This is a genomic window from Waltera intestinalis (assembly GCF_009695995.1).
Taxonomy (GTDB): Bacteria; Bacillota; Clostridia; order Lachnospirales; family Lachnospiraceae; genus Acetatifactor; species Acetatifactor intestinalis.
Genome location: NZ_VUMU01000008.1, coordinates 97,467 through 115,908, shown reverse-complemented (window position 1 = coordinate 115,908; position 18,442 = coordinate 97,467). Strand labels below are relative to the sequence as shown.

The following is an 18,442-nucleotide window of genomic DNA, read 5'->3' as shown; positions in this document are numbered from 1 at the left end:
TAAACATCCTGATATCCATGATTTTGGGCCTAGGGGAATGGCATAGACTTAGATAACATCTCTATGAAAAAAAGAAAATGTAAGAAAAAGCGAGTTAACAAGAGAAAAACAAAGATTATTATGGGAGGAATGAGGCATGTATTCATTGGATGAAGTAAAAAAAGTTGATCCCGAGGTGGCACAGGCCATTATCGACGAGGAGAATCGTCAGAACAGTCATATTGAACTGATCGCTTCCGAGAACTGGGTAAGCAAGGCAGTCATGGCGGCTATGGGCAGTCCCTTGACCAATAAATATGCGGAAGGTTATCCCGGCAAGAGATATTACGGCGGATGTGAGTGCGTGGATGTTATCGAAAATCTTGCAATCGAGCGTGCCAAGAAGCTGTTCGGCTGTGATTATGCCAATGTACAGCCCCATTCCGGAGCACAGGCGAATATGGCAGTGCAGTTTGCCGTACTGAAACCGGGTGATACGATCATGGGCATGAATCTGGATCACGGCGGACATCTGACGCATGGTTCACCGGTAAATATGTCCGGTAAATATTTTCATGTAGTACCTTACGGTGTAGATGACAACGGATTCTTAGATTACGACAGAATGAGAGAACTGGCACTGGAATGCAAGCCTAAGATGATCATTGCCGGTGCTTCTGCGTATGCCAGAACCATTGATTTCAAGAAGTTCCGTGAAGTAGCAGACGAAGTGGGTGCCGTATTGATGGTAGATATGGCACATATCGCAGGACTGGTGGCAGCGGACCTTCATCCCAGTCCCATCCCTTATGCGGATGTAGTGACCACTACGACTCACAAGACCCTGCGCGGACCCAGAGGCGGTATGATCCTCTGCAATAAGGAAGCCAATGAGAAGTTCAACTTCAACAAAGCCATCTTCCCCGGCATCCAGGGCGGCCCTCTGATGCATGTGATCGCTGCCAAGGCAGTCTGCTTCGAAGAAGCATTAAGCGACGACTTTAAAGTATATCAGAAGAATATCATTGACAATGCCCAGGCATTGTGTAAGGGACTGATGAGCCGGGATATCAAGATCGTATCCGGCGGTACCGATAACCATTTAATGTTAGTGGATCTGACTCCTTACGGTCTGACCGGTAAGGCAGTGGAGAAACTGTTGGATGCAGCGCACATCACTGCTAACAAGAACACCATCCCCAACGATCCTCAGTCTCCGTTTGTGACCAGCGGTATCCGTCTGGGAACCCCCGCGGTTACTTCCAGAGGTCTGAACACCGAGGACATGGATCAGGTGGCAGAAGCCATTGCCCTGGTCATCAAGGGCGGCGAAGAGCAGGTTCCTGCAGCCAGAGCCATCATTCAGAAATTAACTGACAAGTATCCTTTGATCTAAAATGAGAAACGACAAAATTAAAAAAATTATGAAGGAAAGAATCAGGGTGGCAATTCCGGGACTGCTTGTCGCCCTGACGACTTGCTTTCTGCTGTTTATTTACGCGCCGCTGGAATTGTATGTTGCAAATCAGACAGAGTTCTGGTTTGACTTTTATAAAATCCTGAAAGCGGCAGCACAGAATTTCTTGATCTTTTATGCAATAAATGTTGTGGGAGTGCTTTTGAGCGCCTGTCTGTCCGAGAGACTTTGCCGCGTTGTCACCGTAACGGAACTGGTGGCACTATTGACTTTGTATGTGCAGGGGAATTTTCTGGTGAGTAATATGCCTCCTTTTGACGGTACCGAGATCGTCTGGGAGAACTATCGGAGCGAGAATATAAAGACAGCCATCGTGTGTATCCTGATTGCGGCAGCAGCTGTCGTGGTCCGGAAACTGTTCGGTGCGAAGCGTATGGAGACATTCTGTAAGGCAGCGAGTGCCGGACTGGGAGGAATCCTACTGTTAACTCTGGTCACGATCATTCTGACCACCGGTGCGTATCGGGAGAGAACCACGTATTACGCATTGGAGAATGGGCAGTACAGTTTATCCGAAGATACGAACTTTTTGATTCTGTTACTGGATGCGGTGGATGCAAAATCTTTTGAGAAAGTTATGGATTCGGATCCGGCGTATGAAGACACATTTTCGGATTTTACCTATTATCCGGATATGGTAGGAGCTTATCCGTGGACTGCCTTTTCCACACCCTATATTTTATCCGGAAAATGGTACGAGGGGCAGGATTATTATCTGGATTATACGGCATCGGCGGTGGATGAATCCCAATTGTTTTTTGAATTATCGAATCGGGGATATGATATTGCGCTATACGAATCTGATCCGTGGGTAACATCTTATACCTACCGGTTCTCCAATATGGTGGAGCTCCAGCATGAGGCATATGTATGGAAATATTTCAGACGGGCAATCTGTAAATTGGGTGGTATTCGCTATGCTCCGTTTTTTATGAAAGAATATTGTTACAAAGCAATCGAACAGACCCAGGGACAGCATAATGCTTTTGTGGATGAAAGTAATCCTCTGTATACTTGGGATTTGCGGGAATTTTCCGTCCATATGCAGGAAGAAGAGGTAACCTGTCGGGAAGAAAAATGTTTTAAGTATTATCATCTGCAGGGAGGACATGTTCCTTTTTTGTATGATGCAGATCTGAATACGGTGGGAGATTCTTCCTATGCAGAGACGTTGGAAGCCAATATTAAGGTGCTCGGTCAGTTTCTTCAGAAACTGAAACAGGCAGACGTCTATGATAATTCTGTAATTATCATTATGTCAGATCATGGTTTCAATCCGCAGGATGAGACTTCGGCATATGACAGGCAGAATCCGCTGTTCCTGGTAAAAGGAGCAGGAGAAAGTCATCCGCTGAAAAAGTCATTGGTTCCTGCATCCTACGAGGACTTGGAGGATGCTTACGTCCGATTGCTGGACGGAGAAAGTGGAGATGAAATTTTCCCTTATAAAGAGGGAGAAAACAGAGAACGCCGTTATATCTTTTATGAGAATACGAACCATGTTATGTATGAATGGATGCAGACGGGACCGGCATGGAATTTTGAGGATTACCGGGTAACCGGAGTAACCTATCAGCGTAAAAATTAAGGACAACCCCTATTTTGGATAAAAATAGGGGTTGTCTTTCGTACTTTACTGTGCTAGAATATCCCTCAGTGAAAAACAAGTGTCCGTACTACAGATACGAACTGCAGAAAGGATAACATATGGGAGAAACGACCAAGTATTTCGTGGTGAAGCAGAAGGCGATCCCCGAGGTGCTGTTAAAGGTAGTGGAAGCAAAGCGGCTTCTTGAGTCAGAGAAGGTTCTGACCATACAGGAAGCGGTTGATGCAGTTGGCATCAGCCGCAGTTCTTTTTATAAGTACAAGGATGATATCTTTCCGTTCCATGACAATTCTCAGGGAACGACCATCACGCTGACTTTCCAGATGGATGACGAACCGGGAATTCTGTCGGATGTGCTGAAGATCATCGCAGAGTACCGTGCGAATATCCTGACGATCCATCAGAGTATTCCCATCAACGGAATCGCATCTCTGACACTGAGTATACAGGTACTGCAGACTACGGGAGATATCTCCCGGATGATCGAACAGCTGGAGGGGCAGACCAGTGTGCATCATGTGAAAATACTGGCAAAAGAATAATGTCGGAACGAAAAAGATAAAAGTGAGGAGAATATTATGATCAATGTTGCAGTATTGGGCTACGGCACCGTCGGTAGCGGTGTGGTAGAAGTTATCGAGAAAAATAAGGACATGGTAAATAAAAAGTCCGCACAGGAACTGGAAGTGAAATACATTCTGGATCTGAGAGATTTCCCCGGAGACCCTTATGAGAATAAGGTCATTCATGATTTCAATACGATCTTACAGGATGACAGCGTAACCATCATCTGTGAGACCATGGGTGGTGTCGGAGCTGCTTACCAGTTCACGAAGCAGGCACTGGAACTGGGAAAGAGTGTCTGCACCTCCAACAAGGAGCTGGTAGCAAAGCATGGTCCCGAACTGTTGCAGATCGCCAGAGAGCATAACTGCAACTACTTATTCGAGGCAAGTGTGGGCGGCGGTATTCCCATTATCCGTCCGCTGAACTACTCCCTGACCGCAGAGAAGATCGAGGCTGTCAATGGTATCTTAAACGGTACCACGAACTATATCCTGAGCAAAATGGAAAAAGAAGGCGCGGATTTCGATACCGTTCTGAAGGAAGCACAGGACAAAGGCTATGCGGAGCGCAATCCGGAAGCAGATGTGGAAGGTTATGATGCCTGCCGTAAGATCGCGATTCTGTCTTCTCTGATGTTTGGTAAAAACGTGGATTCCGAGAAAGTCCCTACCGAGGGTATTACGAAGATCACCGCAGCGGATTTTGAATATGCCAATGCTGCAGAGTATACCATCAAGCTGTTGGGCAGAAGCCGTGCGATTGACGACGACACAGCGGAAGTTATGGTGGCACCGTTCATGCTTCCCAAGGACCATCCCCTGGCCATGGTATACGGAGTGTTCAATGCAGTATTTGTCACCGGCAATATGCTGGGAGATTCCATGTACTACGGACGGGGCGCAGGCAAGCTTCCCACCGCCAGTGCAGTGGTATCGGATGTCATCGACTGTGCAAGACATCAGGGCAAGGTGATCATGTGCTTCTGGGACAAAGAGGAAGTAAAGCTGGTAGATACACGTGAGTCCGTAAGAAGCTTTTTTATCAGAGCAAAGGCAGGAGCGAAAGGCGCGGTAGAGGCAGCTTTCCCCGGAGGCAGAGAACTGCATTTAGCAGACCGTAAGGAAGACTTCGGATACTTCACACAGCCCATGAAGGAGAGCGAGTTCCTGGCAAAATATGAAGCACTGGGTGAGCAGATGCTTGGCAGGATCCGCCTGGTGTAAGAAACAAGAATATTATAAAGAGTACTAAATATATATTTGAGGAGAAAATGTTATGTCAAAAGTAGTGAAATTCGGTGGAAGCTCTCTGGCAAGTGCAGAGCAGTTCAAAAAGGTAGGAAATATCATCCGCGCGGATAAGGAGAGGAAATATGTGGTACCTTCCGCACCGGGAAAAAGATTTTCCAATGATACCAAGGTGACGGATATGCTGTATGCCTGCTATGATCTGGCAGATCAGGGCAAGAGCTTCAAAGCAGAGCTGGATGCCATTAAGGCGCGTTACCAGGAGATTATAGATGGTTTACAGCTGGATCTGGATCTTAGTGAAGAGTTCAAGATCATTGAGAAGAATTTCAAGGCAAAATCCGGAAACAATTATGCAGCTTCCCGTGGCGAATATCTGAACGGTATCATCATGGCAAATTACTTAGGCTATGATTTCATTGATGCGGCAACTGTAATTTTCTTCGATGAAAACGGTGAGTTTGATGCAGCGAAGACCAACGAAGTACTTCGTGCCAGACTGGCAGAGAGCAAGGAAGCGGTAGTTCCCGGATTCTACGGTTCGATGCCTGACGGAACGGTAAAGACCTTCTCCAGAGGCGGATCCGATATTACCGGTTCTATTGTGGCTAAGGCTGCCAAAGCGGATGTCTATGAGAATTGGACGGATGTGTCCGGTTTCCTGATCGCAGATCCCAGAATCATCGATCATCCCGAGGCTATTGAGACCATCACCTACCGCGAACTTCGCGAGCTGGCATATATGGGAGCTACCGTACTGCATGAGGATGCCATCTTCCCGGTACGCCAGGAGGGTATTCCCATCAATATCCGCAATACCAATGCGCCGGAAGACAACGGTACCTGGATCGTGGGAAGCACCTGCCAGAAGTCCAAATATGTCATCACCGGTATCGCCGGTAAAAAAGGCTTCTGCTCTGTGAATATTGAAAAAGATATGATGAACTCCGAGATCGGTTTCGGCAGAAAGGTACTGCAGGCGTTTGAGGAGAACGGAATCTCCTTTGAGCATGTTCCCTCCGGTATTGATACCATGACCGTATTCGTACATCAGGACGAATTCATGCACAAGGAGCAGAAAGTCGTAGCGGGAATTCACAGACTTGCAAATCCCGATATGATAGACATTGAATCGGATCTGGCGTTGATCGCCGTGGTAGGCCGTGGCATGAAGTCCACCCGAGGTACAGCAGGCAGAATCTTCTCCGCACTGGCACACAAAAATATCAATGTCAAGATGATCGACCAGGGATCCTCTGAGCTGAACATCATCATCGGTGTGGCAAATGATGATTTCGAAACCGCGATCAAGGCAATTTATGATATCTTTGTAATTACAAGACTATAATCGATAAGATATAAAAAAGGCAGGTCATTAAGACCTGTCTTTTTATATCTCCGGATACTGGATCATGTCCAGGATCGGCGTCCGCATTATGTACTGATAAGCTTCGAAAATCTTCTCCGCAGGCACATTCTTGGGAGAAGAGAGCCAAAGCTTCAGGATCTCGATCAGTAATAGGGCATTATAATGCGCCAGCGACTGCGGAGTGATCAGATCGCAGGGCATTTTCTTCAGGGGATGTCTGGAGAGAATACAGAAAAAAGTCTTTTCACAGTAATGGGCAAAAAATTCTCCGAAGCTGTTCTGACCTGTGATCTCAAAAAGTCTGCGGTAATATTCCTTATTTTTCTCAAAGCAGATAAACATCAGTTTAATAGCTTCCTGTTCCATGTCATTTTCAATCATGACTTCGACCTTGCTGCCGATATCCCGGTCGAACAAGAACTCGATCACTTCGTATTTATCCTGAAAATAATTATAGAAAGTCGGGCGGATCACATGAGCACCATCCGTGATCATTTTGATGGATATCTTCTGAAAAGGCACGGTAAGCACAAGTGTCCGAAAGCTGTCTGCCAATAATTCCTTTGTCTTCATCACATGACTCCTTTTCCCATAAAAAGAACCAAGATAGAAATATTATAAACAAAAAATTACCGTTTCTCAACCCAAAACGACACTTTCCACAAAATGTCGCGGATTGTTTACATTTATCGGAATAATGTAAAAGCAGGAAAAACTCTGTGCCGGGGTTGTATCTTACTATATGTCCGGAAATAGCATATCATAATCGCAGAAAGGAGATATATGGATGGCGTGGTATGAAATACTGATCGTATCGTTAGGACTTTCCCTGGATGTTCTTACCTATGCATTATATAAAGGTGCAATGCTTTCTAAACTGGATAAAAAACAGATCCTGAAAATGACTCTGTTGTTCACTGGCTGGCAGAGCGGAGCGATGCTATTAGGAAGCCTGATCTCGGAGATTCCCTATATAGCCATGAATTATCAGCGGACAGAGAGATTGTTCCGGGCAGCCTCCGCTGTTATTTTTTTCCTGATCGCGATCTGGCTGATCGTACGGGCATCCCGGATGCGGGATCCGGTAGAACGCAGGGAGGATGTATTTGCCTGGAAGCAGCTATGTGTCTGGGCCATGCTTACCAGTGTGGACTCTTTTCTGTCGGGAATCGGCATGGGATTTTTAGACGCCGGAGTAACCGTACAGATCATACAGCTGGCGATCATGGCTGCGTTAGCCGTGGTTACCGGTATCTATGCAGGATACCGGATCGGATGTCACGGGAGAAGCCGTGTGTTGATCAGTGGTGCGATCATCTTCCTGTTGGCAGGGATCGATGTGTTGTTCCGCTATTACAGCTAGAAACAGGGATATTTATGTAAAAATACAAAAGAGAGGTAGATTAATATGGCAGACGTAAAACACAAGGTAGAGAGAGCTGCTTTCGGTGCAGCGATCGATGGGATTTTAAAGTATGTGAATAAGGATGAAGAGGACAGGGAAAAAGCTTTCTTAAAGCTGGTGGATCTGTCCGAAAAATTTATGGGAAATACGTTTTCGAAGGAAAGCTACGATGCGGCGAGACGTATGATCCGGGAACCGGACAGCAAATGGATGCAGTATGTGAACCGCATCTTAAATGAAGTAGATCCCCATGTCATCAAAATGTCTGCGCTGGACTATGGCTTTGAGGCTGCCTTCTGTGGCAAAAAAGAGATCAATGAGATGCGCATCAAGCATCAGTGTAATATTCCCTGGCTGATCCTGATGGATCCCACCAGTGCCTGCAATCTGCATTGTACCGGATGCTGGGCAGCAGAATACGGCAACCGCCTGAACTTAAGCTTTGAAGATATGGACCGTATTGTTACCCAGGGTAAGGAGCTTGGCATTTATCTGTATTTCTTCACCGGTGGCGAACCTCTGGTGCGTAAGGACGATATCATCCGTTTATGTGAGAAGCATGATGACTGTGGCTTCCATGCATTTACCAACGGCACCCTGATCGATGAAAAATTCTGCCAGGATATGAAGCGTGTAGGCAATTTCTCCGTAGCTATCAGCCTGGAAGGCTTCAATGAAGTAAACGATCTGCGCCGTGGCAAGGGCGTGTTTGATAAGGTCATGCATGCCATGGATCTGATGAAGCAGTACGGTCTGATCTTCGGTACTTCTATCTGCTACACCAGCAAAAACTATAAGGTAGTCACCAGTGATGAATTCCTGGATATGATCATTGAAAAGGGCGCCAGATTCAGCTGGTACTTCCATTATATGCCGGTAGGAAATGAGGCATCCTGTGAGCTGCTTCCGGATCCGGATCAGAGAGAGTATATGTATCACCGCATCCGTGAGATCCGTGCAATGAAGGGCGGTAAGCCCATCTTCGCCTTTGACTTCCAGAACGATGGTGAATATGTGGGCGGCTGTATCGCAGGCGGCAGAAACTACTGTCATATCAATCCCAATGGGGATGTGGAACCCTGTGTATTCATTCATTATTCCGGTGCCAATATCAAGGAGGTGGACCTGCTGACCGCACTAAAGCAGCCTCTGTTCATGGCGTACCGTGAGAACCAACCGTTTAACTGTAATCACTTAAAACCCTGCCCGATGCTGGAGAATCCGGAGATCTTACAGCGCATGGTACATGAGACCGGAGCTCATTCCACCGACTTACAGTCACCGGAATCCGTGGAGCATCTGTGTGGGAAATGTGCGGAGTATGCAAAAAAATGGGACGTGCGTGCACAGGAGCTGTGGCAGAAGGATCGGAATAATAAATAATAGTTCTTTTACAAAAGTTTATATTTAGTTAATTGCTTTTTGCTTTTCGGCAGACCATAATGTAGGTAATGTTCAGAGCCGGCTTCGCGAACGAGGCTCTGAAAGATTTGGATAATGTGTCCCCTGCATGGTGGCAGACGAAAGGTGGTACTTCATGAAAGAGAAGTTACAGCGTTTCATGTGGGGGCGTTATGGCAATGACCGCTTCAATCAGTTTTTGATGATTGTAGCTTTGGTCTGCCTGGCGCTCTCTTTTTTGGGTCTGAGAATATTTTATGTGCTGGCTCTTGCCCTGTTGGTCTATGTCTATTACCGGATGTTTTCCAGGAATATGAGCAAGAGAAGTGCGGAGAACCAATGGTATCTCAAAAAAGAAATGAAGGTGCGCAGCTGGTGGCAGCGCCGGAAGAAACTTTTTGCCGGACACAGGGATTATAAGATCTTTAAATGTCCGAAATGCGGACAGAAGCTCCGGGTGCCCAGACACAAAGGCAAGATTGCGATCCACTGCAGAAAATGCGGAGAGGAATTTATCCGCAAGACCTGACAGGACAGGCAGGATTACAAATGGAAAATAAGCAAAACCGGGAAATAAGAAAGGATGGTGAGTCAGATGTTCGGATACATTGTGGTCAATCAGTCGGAGATGAAATTCAAGGAGTATGATGTGTATCGATCCTATTACTGTGGATTATGCCAGAGCCTGAAGGAGCGTTATGGTGTGCTGGGGCAGCTTTCCCTGAATTATGATATGACTTTTATTCTGATGCTGCTCACCGGACTGTATGAACCGGAAGATGTCGTAGGACAGTGCAGATGTGTGGCACATCCTTTCGAAAAGCATCAGATCAGAAGAAATCTTTTTACCGATTATGTGGCGGACATGACGGTGTTGTTTACCTGCTATAAGGCAGAGGATGACTGGGAGGATGAGCATAGTCTGAAAGGACTGGCATACAGTTATCTATTGGGGAAAAAGTGCCGGAAAAAGCCTTTGCTCTATGCGGATAAGGTGAGGAGCATCTCTCTGGCCATGCAGGATTTTGCGGATGCGGAGAAACAGGGAAATGCGGACATCGATACCATGGCGGGACTGTTTGGAAAAGTCATGGCACAGATCGTATCCTGCCGCGAAGACGAGTGGAAGGATAATTTGGAGAGACTTGGATTTTTTCTGGGAAAGTTCATTTACCTCATGGACGCCTATGAAGATGTAGAGCAGGACATTAAGAAGGGGACCTATAATCCGCTAAAGAAACGATATGAAGAACCCGGATTTGAAGAAGAATGCAGACAGATCCTGACCATGATGATGTCTGAATGCTGTAAGGAATTTGAGCAGCTTCCTATTTTACAGAATGTGGATATTCTGCGGAATATTCTGTATTCCGGAGTATGGTGCCGCTATGGGATCGTACGGGAAAAACGGGAAAAGACAGTGTAAACGAGGTAACAGGAAATGACTTATGATCCGTATAGTGTCCTGGGAGTGAGCAGAGATGCTTCCGAGGAAGAAATCAAAAAAGCATATAAGACCCTGAGCAGGAAATATCATCCCGATGCCAATATCAATAATCCCAACAAGGCTCAGGCGGAAGAAAAGTTCAAGGAGATTCAGGCGGCGTATCAGCAGATCATGAAGGAACGGACAGAAGGACAGAGTTATGGCGGATTCAGCCAGGGCTTTGGAGACTTCTGGCAGCAGGCAGGCTGGCAGCAGACTTCCGGATATGAGGAAGAGCCGAGACTGCGGGCAGCCGGTAATTATATCAGAAACGGTTATTACAGAGAGGCCAGAAATACCCTGGATGGCATGGGAGAGCATGAGAAGACGGCCGGATGGTATTATTACAGCGCCATGGCCCATATGGGACTTGGTAACAATGTGGCAGCACTGGAGCATGCAGGTAAGGCAGTGGCACTGGAGCCTCAGAATATAGAATACCAGATGCTTCTGCAGAGACTTCAAAGCGGCGGACAATGGTATGAGAGCAGACAGGCAGCTTATGGTTATCCCAATGCGAGTGGGAATGACTTGTGCCTGAAAATCTGTCTGGCGAACGTGTTCTGCAATCTGTGCTGCGGTGGTGGCGGTCTGTGCTTCGGAGAATATGGTGGAAGAGGAATGTTTTAAAAAAGGTACTTGCTTTTTCCAGGTTTCCTCACTATAATAAATATACAAGATGTAGATGCGAAATGAATTGTAAAGCACAAAATCTAGTAACATGCTATGATTTGCGTAGACAGTCGTATCGGGAACTTGCTTCCGATGCGGCTTTTCTTTCAGCTTATGCAGGAATTCGCATCTCGATGGGAATGATATAAAGTGAGGGAACAGCAATGAAGATTCAGAAGAGAGACGGCAGAGTAGTGCCTTATGAAGAGGACAAGATCCGGGAAGCGATCCATAAGGCGAACAACGAAGTGGAGGAGCGGTATCGTGCCAGCGAGGGGTTGATTGAAGAGATCCTGGAGGATGTGCAGCAGGAGGGCAGACAGATCCAGACCGTGGAGCATATTCAGGATATGATCGAGGAACATCTGGTAGAGCACAACAAATATACCCTGGCGAAGAAGTATATCGTATACCGTTACCAGAGAAGTCTGCTCCGCAAATCCAACACCACGGATGAATCTATTTTAAAACTGATCCGGAATGAGAATAAGGAGCTGGCAGAGGAGAATTCCAATAAAAATACCCGCCTGGCATCCACACAGAGAGACTATATTGCAGGTGAAGTGTCCCGTGATGTTACCAGACGTCTGCTTCTGCCGGAGCATATTGCTATGGCACATGACAACGGTGTGCTGCATTTCCATGATGCGGATTATTTTATCCAGCCGATCTTCAACTGCTGTCTGATCAATATCAAGGATATGCTGGACAACGGTACTTCCATCAACGGCAAAATGATCGAATCTCCCAAGAGCTTTCAGGTGGCATGTACCGTGACCACCCAGATCATCGCAGCCGTAGCCAGCAATCAGTATGGCGGTCAGAGCGTGAATATCAAGCATCTGGGAAAATATCTGCGTAAGAGCAGGGAAAAATTTGCAAAACAGCTGGAGGACGAGTTCGGAGATACCCTGGATCAGGCAGCCAAGGATAAGATCGTACAGATGCGCCTGCACGATGAATTAAAATCCGGTGTGCAGACCATCCAGTACCAGATCAATACCCTGATGACCACCAACGGACAGTCTCCTTTCGTGACATTGTTCCTGCATATTGACGAGAACGACGAATATGTGGAAGAGACCGTACAGATCATTATGGAGATCCTGCGCCAACGCATTGAGGGAACCAAGAATGAAAAGGGGGTCTATGTGACTCCCGCATTCCCGAAATTAGTCTATGTGCTGGATGAAAATAACTGCTTAAAGGGCGGAAAATACGACTATGTGACCAAGTTCGCCGCACAGTGCTCCGCTAAGAGAATGTACCCCGACTATATCTCTGCCAAGAAGATGCGTGAGAACTACGAGGGCAATGTATTTTCCTGCATGGGCTGCCGTTCCTTCCTGTCTCCATGGAAGGATGAAAACGGAGAGTACAAGTGGGAAGGCCGTTTTAATCAGGGCGTTGTCAGCATCAACCTGCCCCAGATCGGTATCCTGGCAAAAGGAAACGAGGAGAAGTTCTGGAAACTGTTGGATGAGCGTCTGGAGCTGTGCTATGAAGCACTGATGTGCCGCCATAAGGCGCTGGAGGGCGTGGTATCCGACGTGAGTCCCATCCACTGGCAGTACGGCGCTATCGCCCGTCTGAAGAAGGGTGAGACCATCGATAAATACCTGCACAACGGTTATTCCACCATGTCTTTGGGTTATATCGGATTATATGAGATGACCTATCTGATGAAGGGCTGCAGCCAGACCGTGGAGCCCGGTAAGGAATTCGCCTTGCGCGTTATGGATTATATGAAGGATCGCTGCGCAAAATGGAAAGAGGAGACCGGCATTGCTTTCAGTCTCTACGGAACTCCCGCAGAGACACTTTGCTACCGTTTTGCAAGAATCGACCGTGAAAAATACGGTGATATTTCCAATGTCACCGATAAAGGATACTATACAAATTCTTATCATGTGGATGTACGGGAGAAGATCGACGCATTTACAAAATTTAAGATCGAGAGTGAATTCCAGAATAAATCTTTGGGAGGCGCTATCTCTTATGTAGAAGTCCCGAACCTGACCAATAATGTGGAAGCCATCGAGGAAGTGATCCGCTTCATCTATGACAATATCCAGTACGGAGAGTTCAATACCAAATCCGATTACTGTCAGGTATGTGGCTATGATGGTGAGATCATGATCAATGATAACATGGAGTGGGAATGTCCCCAGTGTCATAACAAGGATCATGCAAAGATGAATGTCACTAGAAGAACCTGCGGTTATCTGGGAGAGAACTTCTGGAATGCCGGCAAGACCAAGGAGATCAAGGCAAGAGTTCTTCATCTGTAATGTGCAGATAGTACAAGGGAAGGAAATGTCCTATGAATTATGCAACGATCAAGAAAACAGATGTGGCAAACGGTCCCGGTGTGAGAGTGTCGTTGTTCGTCAGCGGCTGTACCCATCATTGTAAGGGATGCTTTAACAGCGAAGCCTGGGACTTCCATTACGGACAGGCTTACACAGAGGAAACAGAGCAAGAGATTCTGCAGGCACTGGCCCCGGACTATATCCGGGGCTTGAGCTTACTGGGAGGGGAACCCATGGAGCCTGAGAACAGAGGAGCCGTACTTTCTCTGGTGAAGAAAGTAAGAGAGCAATATCCGCAGAAGACCATCTGGTGCTATACGGGATATCATTTTGACAGGGATCTGCTTCGTTGGATGGAAGAAGGAGATCCGGTGATCACAGAGCTTCTGCCGCTTTTGGATGTGATCGTGGATGGAGAATTTATCGAGGAGAGGAAGAATCTGCGGCTGGCCTTCCGGGGATCGGAGAATCAGAGGATCTTGGATGTGCAGTTGTCTTTAAGAGAAAAATGTGGTAAACTCTTAGCTATATAGAGGATATGGGACGAATGGGGATAACGTTCCAGCACAAGGGAAATAAAGCATGAGGGAGTAAAATTAAGTATGGAGAGTTTTCTGGATACGATATGGAATAGAAACCTCTATATTGGTATTCCGTTGGGAGCTTTTTGCTGCTCCCTTTTTCTGTTGTTCTGTTTTTTCAATACCATGAGGAACCGGACAATCCGCGGTCTTCGGCTGGTGCTGACCGCCTGCCTGATCTGGACGGGCAGTGTGAGCCTTATGAGACTTGGGATATTTCCCGGAATTACTTTCTGGCATAATTTCGCCCTGCTTGGTCTTTTGATGATCCCGGTGTTCATGTATGTGTTTCTGTTTGGATTTTTGGAGATTACGGAGCATGATGCCCTGATCTACATTTATGGTGTGCTGACGCTGGCACTGGTGTTGGGAAATGCAAGGAGTGGTACTATCCTGCCGGCACCGGAGCTTGTGGACCGCGCGGATGGCACCTGTGTTTATGTGTATCATGCAACTGTCGGAACCGGTGTTCTCACAGCCATGGAGATCGCAGTAATGATCTATGCCACTTATCTTGTACATTGTAAGGTAGGAGACAATAAGGAGCTGCGTAAAAAGCTGTTTCCTCTGCTACTGGGAACGGTGTTTATTCTTGGAGGAAATCTGCTCTGCATGCTGCCCGGAAATGTATTTCCTTTTGATATGTTGGGCAGTGTGGGAATGGCAATATGCATGGTATATATCATGTACAAGCAGTATCTGTTTGATTTTTCATATCGGGCAACGGTAGGTGCGGTGTATTTCCTGGCAGTGATCGTAGCAGCGATTCCGGTGGTGACCCTGTCTTATAATCTGGAAATCGTGACAGGGAGCCTTGGACAGGCTGCAGTGCAGAGGCTGATCTTGTGTATTGCCCTGCAGTCGGGATGGACAGTATTTGTGATCCTTTTTGCCAGGAAGCAGCTGGAGAATATTTTATATCAGAAGCAGAAGCATATGTTGGAGGGAATCCGGCAATTTCAGGACAGGTCGGCATCCATTTTGAGCCGCAGAGAGCTGTTTGCTACACTGCATGATATTCTGGGAGATGCGATCCTCGGATGTGAAGCCAGGATCTTCGAGAAGAATTCGAATGGAGAAGGGTATCACGAAGCGGTACAGAGTGGACACATTCCGTTAAGTGAGGAAGAAGTAGACACAATCTGTGATCTGGTGAAACAGGATAATATGCCGGAACGGACAGTGATCGCAACCTTAAGATATGATAATCAGATCTGCGGGTTTATCTATATGGAGCGGATGCGGGCAAATAAGCTCAATTATCCGGAAGTGGACTGCATAAGACAATTGGCGAATATTGCATCCGGAAGCCTGAAAAATATTGATGCCTATGAAAGGGTATATCAGGTATCTATTCACGATGAACTGACAGGTCTGTACAACCGCACTTATTGCAACAGATGTCTGCAGAAGGAGGGCGCTCTCGGAGCTGCGAGAGGCTTCCTGTATATGGATATGGACAATTTTAAATTGTATAACGATCTGTACGGAGAGCAGACCGGAGACCGGATCTTAAAATGGTGTGCGGAGAAATTGCAGGAAAATGCAGAGAACGGCAAAGTATTCCGCGTCGGCTCCAATGAATTCCTGATCTCTGTGCCGGAGACCGGCAGTAAGACGTTGGTGGCACTGGCGGAAAAGCTGACCCATGCAGTGCAGGAGAATGACTTGGACAAACCACAGGTCATGCAGCCGATCACCTTCAGTGTCGGCGTGGCATGGTATCCCGAACTGGCGTCGGATGCACCTGATCTTTTTCAAAAAGCTAAGCGTGCAGCTTTTTATGCAAAGCAAAACGGCAAGAACCGGATCCAGGTATATGAAGAAAATATTGACGAGGAGCGCAGGAATAAAGGGACCGGATATGAACAGGTGGCACCTACGGTGTATGCACTGGTGGCAGCCATCGATGCGAAGGATTCCTTTACCTTCCAGCATTCTACCAATGTATCACAGTATGCGGTGCTGCTGGCACAGAAGCTGGGACTGCCGGGAGATGATATCCATACGGTAAAGGTGGCTGGATTATTACATGATATCGGTAAGATCGGGATTCCTGAGAGTATCCTGAAAAAGGCGGGAAAGCTTACGAATGAAGAATATGAGATCATGAAGAGCCATGTGCAAAAGTCCATCGAGATGATCCACTATCTTCCGAATATGAACTATGTGATCCCTGCGGTCGTGTCACATCACGAGAGGTATGACGGCAAGGGATATCCCAGAGGACTGAAGGGAGAAGAGATTCCTCTTCTGGGAAGAATTCTGACGGTGTGCGACAGTTTTGATGCAATGACATCCAAAAGATCTTATAAGGAAGCGCTCAGCGTGGAATATGCTATGGGAGAACTTGAGAAAAATAAGGGAACCCAGTTTGATCCGAAGGCAGCGGATGCATTTATTGAACTGATCAAAGAAGGAAAAGTTCCATTGTAAAAAAGAGGCACCGAAGGGTGCCTCTTTTCAAAAGGGGAGGATTAAGTATTATCGTATCTTTCGTAGGATCAAAGGAGGGGGTCCGATGATAGTAGTAGTCTGACCGGAATCTGTCTGATTATACATAGGTCATTGATATTTTTTTGTTGTTTTTAAGGACGAGATGTATTATTATATATTATTATAATCATATTAATCACATGTAAGGATGGTATTACAATTATGAATTTGATGGAACAGTGGAGATCAGTAGCATATAATGAGGCAACCGGTAAAGAGAAGCTGCAGCAGCTTTGGGCAGCTTATTTTCAGGAGGAGAAGGAGATCTACGCACAGCTTCTGAAGAACCCCGATGAAGTAGTAAAGGGCACGGTAAAGGAACTGGCGGACAAGTATCAGGTATCCCTGATGACCATGACCGGATTCCTGGATGGCATCAACGACAGCCTGGTAGAGAAGAACCCTCTCGATGATCTGGAAGAGGATACAGAGGTAAACTTAGGCTTTGATAAGGCTCTTCTGTACAAGAACATGGTAGCGGCAGAGGCTGACTGGCTGTACAATCTGGAAGAGTGGAACGCTATTTTCGATGAAGAGACCCGTAAGGAACTCTACAAAGAGCAGAAGTCTTCCACTACGATTGTGAAGGAGCAGAAGGTTTATCCCAATGACCCCTGTCCCTGCGGAAGCGGCAAGAAGTATAAAAAATGCTGCGGCAGAAAGTAAATTGAACACAAAGGGGGTTTTCCGCAGGTTTGCAGAGAGCCCCTTTTTCGTTTTAGGAGTTTTAGGAAAGGAAGGGTTACATATGAAAATGCTGAAAGAATTGAAATGGGAAGCAATTCTTACCGGTGTGCTGTATATTCTCTTAGGGATCGTGGCACTGGTGATCCCGGAGGCCATGCAGAAGACACTGGGGTATCTGATCGGTATCGTACTGATCGTGGCAGGTCTCATTTCCATCATCTGCTATCTGCTCAGAGATGCCAGAGAGAATTATTATCACAATGAGTTTGTATTCGGTCTGGTAGGCATGGTGGTAGGTGCGGCAGTGCTGTATAAGGTGGAAGTGATTATTTCCCTGATTCCCTTTATTCTGGGAATTCTGGTGCTGTTCAGCGGATGCAGCAAGTTACAGGATGCTATTGACCTGAAGCGACTTGGTTATAGTAGCTGGGCAGGGATGCTTGTTATGGCAGCTATCAATATTATTCTGGGAATCGTACTGATCTGCAATCCTTTCAAGGCAGCGATCGTATTATTCCGTGTACTGGGTGTGGGACTGATCATAAGCGGTGTCAGCGACTGCTTTTCTACGATTTATTTTGCGCGTAAGTTCCATAAATTCAAGCTGGAACAGGATGCCGTTGACAGCACTTTTGAAGAGGTCGATTCTGATAAACAGGATTAGTAAAACATAAGAAGCAGGCAGGAGGAACATTGTGAATATTGCATCTTTTTTGTCCCCGAAGGAGGAGGTTACTTTTCTTCGGGACGATATGACCATCAGGCAGGGGTTGGAGAAGATGAAACGCTACGGCTACACGGCGGTACCGGTGATCGATGCCGAGGACAGGTATGTGGGTGTAGTCAGTGAGGGAGATTTTCTGTGGAATATCTTAAGCCACAACAGTGAACTGGACAGCATTACCATGAAAAGTCTGGAGAAGCTGTCGATAAGGGATATCATCCAGAGCGGCAAGATCCGTCCGGTATGTATCGATACGAATATGGAAGAACTGCTGGGACAGGCACAGATGCAGAACTTTGTACCGGTGATCGATGACAGAAATGTATTCATCGGAATTATTACCAGAAGCGAGATCATCAAATATTTTATTAAAAAACAGATTGAAGCAGCAGAAAAGCAGCTATAATTCGTTAAATAAATAAGAGAAAGG

At 46.5% G+C, this 18,442-nt stretch carries 17 protein-coding genes; 16 read left to right on the top strand and 1 reads right to left on the bottom strand.

Annotated features, from left to right (window positions below; genetic code table 11):
- The first annotated feature begins 136 nt into the window (after positions 1-136).
- From glyA to FYJ59_RS08385, 5 genes are all read left to right on the top strand, one after another.
- The gene (glyA, locus tag FYJ59_RS08405) at positions 137-1,375 is read left to right on the top strand and encodes a serine hydroxymethyltransferase (protein ID WP_154496439.1); all 1,239 of its coding nucleotides are present in this window, start codon (positions 137-139) and stop codon (positions 1,373-1,375) included.
- Between the two features lie 28 nt (positions 1,376-1,403).
- A complete protein-coding gene (locus tag FYJ59_RS08400) occupies positions 1,404-3,044 on the top strand; it encodes a sulfatase-like hydrolase/transferase (RefSeq protein WP_205839498.1) in 1,641 nt (546 codons plus the stop codon).
- Positions 3,045-3,163: 119 nt separating this feature from the next.
- Positions 3,164-3,607 (top strand): ACT domain-containing protein, encoded by a 444-nt coding sequence (locus FYJ59_RS08395; protein WP_154496435.1) that lies wholly within the window; start codon positions 3,164-3,166, stop codon positions 3,605-3,607.
- A 36-nt stretch (positions 3,608-3,643) separates the two neighbouring features.
- Complete coding sequence (locus tag FYJ59_RS08390) at positions 3,644-4,855, top strand: homoserine dehydrogenase (RefSeq protein WP_154496433.1); 1,212 nt, start codon at positions 3,644-3,646, stop codon at positions 4,853-4,855.
- 52 nt (positions 4,856-4,907) lie between these two features.
- On the top strand, positions 4,908-6,227 hold the full coding sequence (locus tag FYJ59_RS08385) for an aspartate kinase (RefSeq protein WP_154496432.1): 1,320 nt from the start codon (positions 4,908-4,910) through the stop codon (positions 6,225-6,227).
- A gap of 42 nt (positions 6,228-6,269) precedes the next feature.
- On the opposite strand, the gene FYJ59_RS08380 is transcribed toward FYJ59_RS08385, so the two are convergent.
- Positions 6,270-6,821, bottom strand: a complete 552-nt coding sequence (locus FYJ59_RS08380) for a TetR/AcrR family transcriptional regulator C-terminal domain-containing protein (RefSeq protein WP_154496431.1) — start codon at positions 6,819-6,821, stop codon at positions 6,270-6,272.
- Between the two features lie 214 nt (positions 6,822-7,035).
- On the opposite strand from FYJ59_RS08380, the gene FYJ59_RS08375 reads away from it, so the two are divergent.
- The 11 genes from FYJ59_RS08375 to FYJ59_RS08325 all read left to right on the top strand — a co-directional run bounded on the left by FYJ59_RS08375 (position 7,036) and on the right by FYJ59_RS08325 (position 18,418).
- Positions 7,036-7,611 (top strand): manganese efflux pump MntP, encoded by a 576-nt coding sequence (locus tag FYJ59_RS08375; RefSeq protein WP_154496430.1) that lies wholly within the window; start codon positions 7,036-7,038, stop codon positions 7,609-7,611.
- Positions 7,612-7,656: 45 nt separating this feature from the next.
- Entirely contained in the window at positions 7,657-9,036 is a 1,380-nt protein-coding gene (locus FYJ59_RS08370) for a radical SAM protein (RefSeq protein WP_154496429.1), read from the top strand.
- Positions 9,037-9,190: 154 nt separating this feature from the next.
- Positions 9,191-9,583, top strand: coding sequence for a hypothetical protein (locus FYJ59_RS08365; protein WP_154496428.1), 393 nt, complete (start codon positions 9,191-9,193; stop codon positions 9,581-9,583).
- A gap of 66 nt (positions 9,584-9,649) precedes the next feature.
- On the top strand, positions 9,650-10,480 hold the full coding sequence (locus FYJ59_RS08360; RefSeq protein ID WP_154496426.1) for a DUF5685 family protein: 831 nt from the start codon (positions 9,650-9,652) through the stop codon (positions 10,478-10,480).
- 15 nt (positions 10,481-10,495) lie between these two features.
- On the top strand, positions 10,496-11,170 hold the full coding sequence (locus FYJ59_RS08355; RefSeq protein WP_154496425.1) for a DnaJ domain-containing protein: 675 nt from the start codon (positions 10,496-10,498) through the stop codon (positions 11,168-11,170).
- A gap of 206 nt (positions 11,171-11,376) precedes the next feature.
- Entirely contained in the window at positions 11,377-13,503 is a 2,127-nt protein-coding gene (gene nrdD / locus FYJ59_RS08350) for an anaerobic ribonucleoside-triphosphate reductase (protein WP_154496423.1), read from the top strand.
- Between the two features lie 32 nt (positions 13,504-13,535).
- Entirely contained in the window at positions 13,536-14,057 is a 522-nt protein-coding gene (nrdG, locus tag FYJ59_RS08345) for an anaerobic ribonucleoside-triphosphate reductase activating protein (RefSeq protein ID WP_154496421.1), read from the top strand.
- A gap of 69 nt (positions 14,058-14,126) precedes the next feature.
- The gene (locus tag FYJ59_RS08340; RefSeq protein ID WP_154496419.1) at positions 14,127-16,541 is read left to right on the top strand and encodes a histidine kinase N-terminal 7TM domain-containing diguanylate cyclase/phosphohydrolase; all 2,415 of its coding nucleotides are present in this window, start codon (positions 14,127-14,129) and stop codon (positions 16,539-16,541) included.
- A 222-nt stretch (positions 16,542-16,763) separates the two neighbouring features.
- Complete coding sequence (locus tag FYJ59_RS08335) at positions 16,764-17,267, top strand: SEC-C metal-binding domain-containing protein (RefSeq protein ID WP_154496417.1); 504 nt, start codon at positions 16,764-16,766, stop codon at positions 17,265-17,267.
- Between the two features lie 82 nt (positions 17,268-17,349).
- Positions 17,350-17,952: an HdeD family acid-resistance protein gene (locus FYJ59_RS08330; protein WP_205839497.1), complete on the top strand. Its 603-nt coding sequence runs from the start codon at positions 17,350-17,352 to the stop codon at positions 17,950-17,952.
- A 31-nt stretch (positions 17,953-17,983) separates the two neighbouring features.
- A complete protein-coding gene (locus FYJ59_RS08325; RefSeq protein WP_328597220.1) occupies positions 17,984-18,418 on the top strand; it encodes a CBS domain-containing protein in 435 nt (144 codons plus the stop codon).
- The last annotated feature ends 24 nt before the right edge of the window (positions 18,419-18,442 follow it).

Coding starts and splice junctions, on each gene's coding strand:
- glyA (WP_154496439.1), top strand. CDS start 137: ATGTATTCATTGGATGAAGTAAAAAAAGTTGATCCCGAGGTGGCACAG.
- FYJ59_RS08335 (WP_154496417.1), top strand. CDS start 16,764: ATGAATTTGATGGAACAGTGGAGATCAGTAGCATATAATGAGGCAACC.
- FYJ59_RS08360 (WP_154496426.1), top strand. CDS start 9,650: ATGTTCGGATACATTGTGGTCAATCAGTCGGAGATGAAATTCAAGGAG.
- FYJ59_RS08400 (WP_205839498.1), top strand. CDS start 1,404: ATGAAGGAAAGAATCAGGGTGGCAATTCCGGGACTGCTTGTCGCCCTG.
- FYJ59_RS08375 (WP_154496430.1), top strand. CDS start 7,036: ATGGCGTGGTATGAAATACTGATCGTATCGTTAGGACTTTCCCTGGAT.
- nrdD (WP_154496423.1), top strand. CDS start 11,377: ATGAAGATTCAGAAGAGAGACGGCAGAGTAGTGCCTTATGAAGAGGAC.
- nrdG (WP_154496421.1), top strand. CDS start 13,536: ATGAATTATGCAACGATCAAGAAAACAGATGTGGCAAACGGTCCCGGT.
- FYJ59_RS08390 (WP_154496433.1), top strand. CDS start 3,644: ATGATCAATGTTGCAGTATTGGGCTACGGCACCGTCGGTAGCGGTGTG.
- FYJ59_RS08395 (WP_154496435.1), top strand. CDS start 3,164: ATGGGAGAAACGACCAAGTATTTCGTGGTGAAGCAGAAGGCGATCCCC.
- FYJ59_RS08385 (WP_154496432.1), top strand. CDS start 4,908: ATGTCAAAAGTAGTGAAATTCGGTGGAAGCTCTCTGGCAAGTGCAGAG.
- FYJ59_RS08330 (WP_205839497.1), top strand. CDS start 17,350: ATGAAAATGCTGAAAGAATTGAAATGGGAAGCAATTCTTACCGGTGTG.
- FYJ59_RS08340 (WP_154496419.1), top strand. CDS start 14,127: ATGGAGAGTTTTCTGGATACGATATGGAATAGAAACCTCTATATTGGT.
- FYJ59_RS08365 (WP_154496428.1), top strand. CDS start 9,191: ATGAAAGAGAAGTTACAGCGTTTCATGTGGGGGCGTTATGGCAATGAC.
- FYJ59_RS08380 (WP_154496431.1), bottom strand. CDS start 6,821: ATGAAGACAAAGGAATTATTGGCAGACAGCTTTCGGACACTTGTGCTT.
- FYJ59_RS08370 (WP_154496429.1), top strand. CDS start 7,657: ATGGCAGACGTAAAACACAAGGTAGAGAGAGCTGCTTTCGGTGCAGCG.
- FYJ59_RS08355 (WP_154496425.1), top strand. CDS start 10,496: ATGACTTATGATCCGTATAGTGTCCTGGGAGTGAGCAGAGATGCTTCC.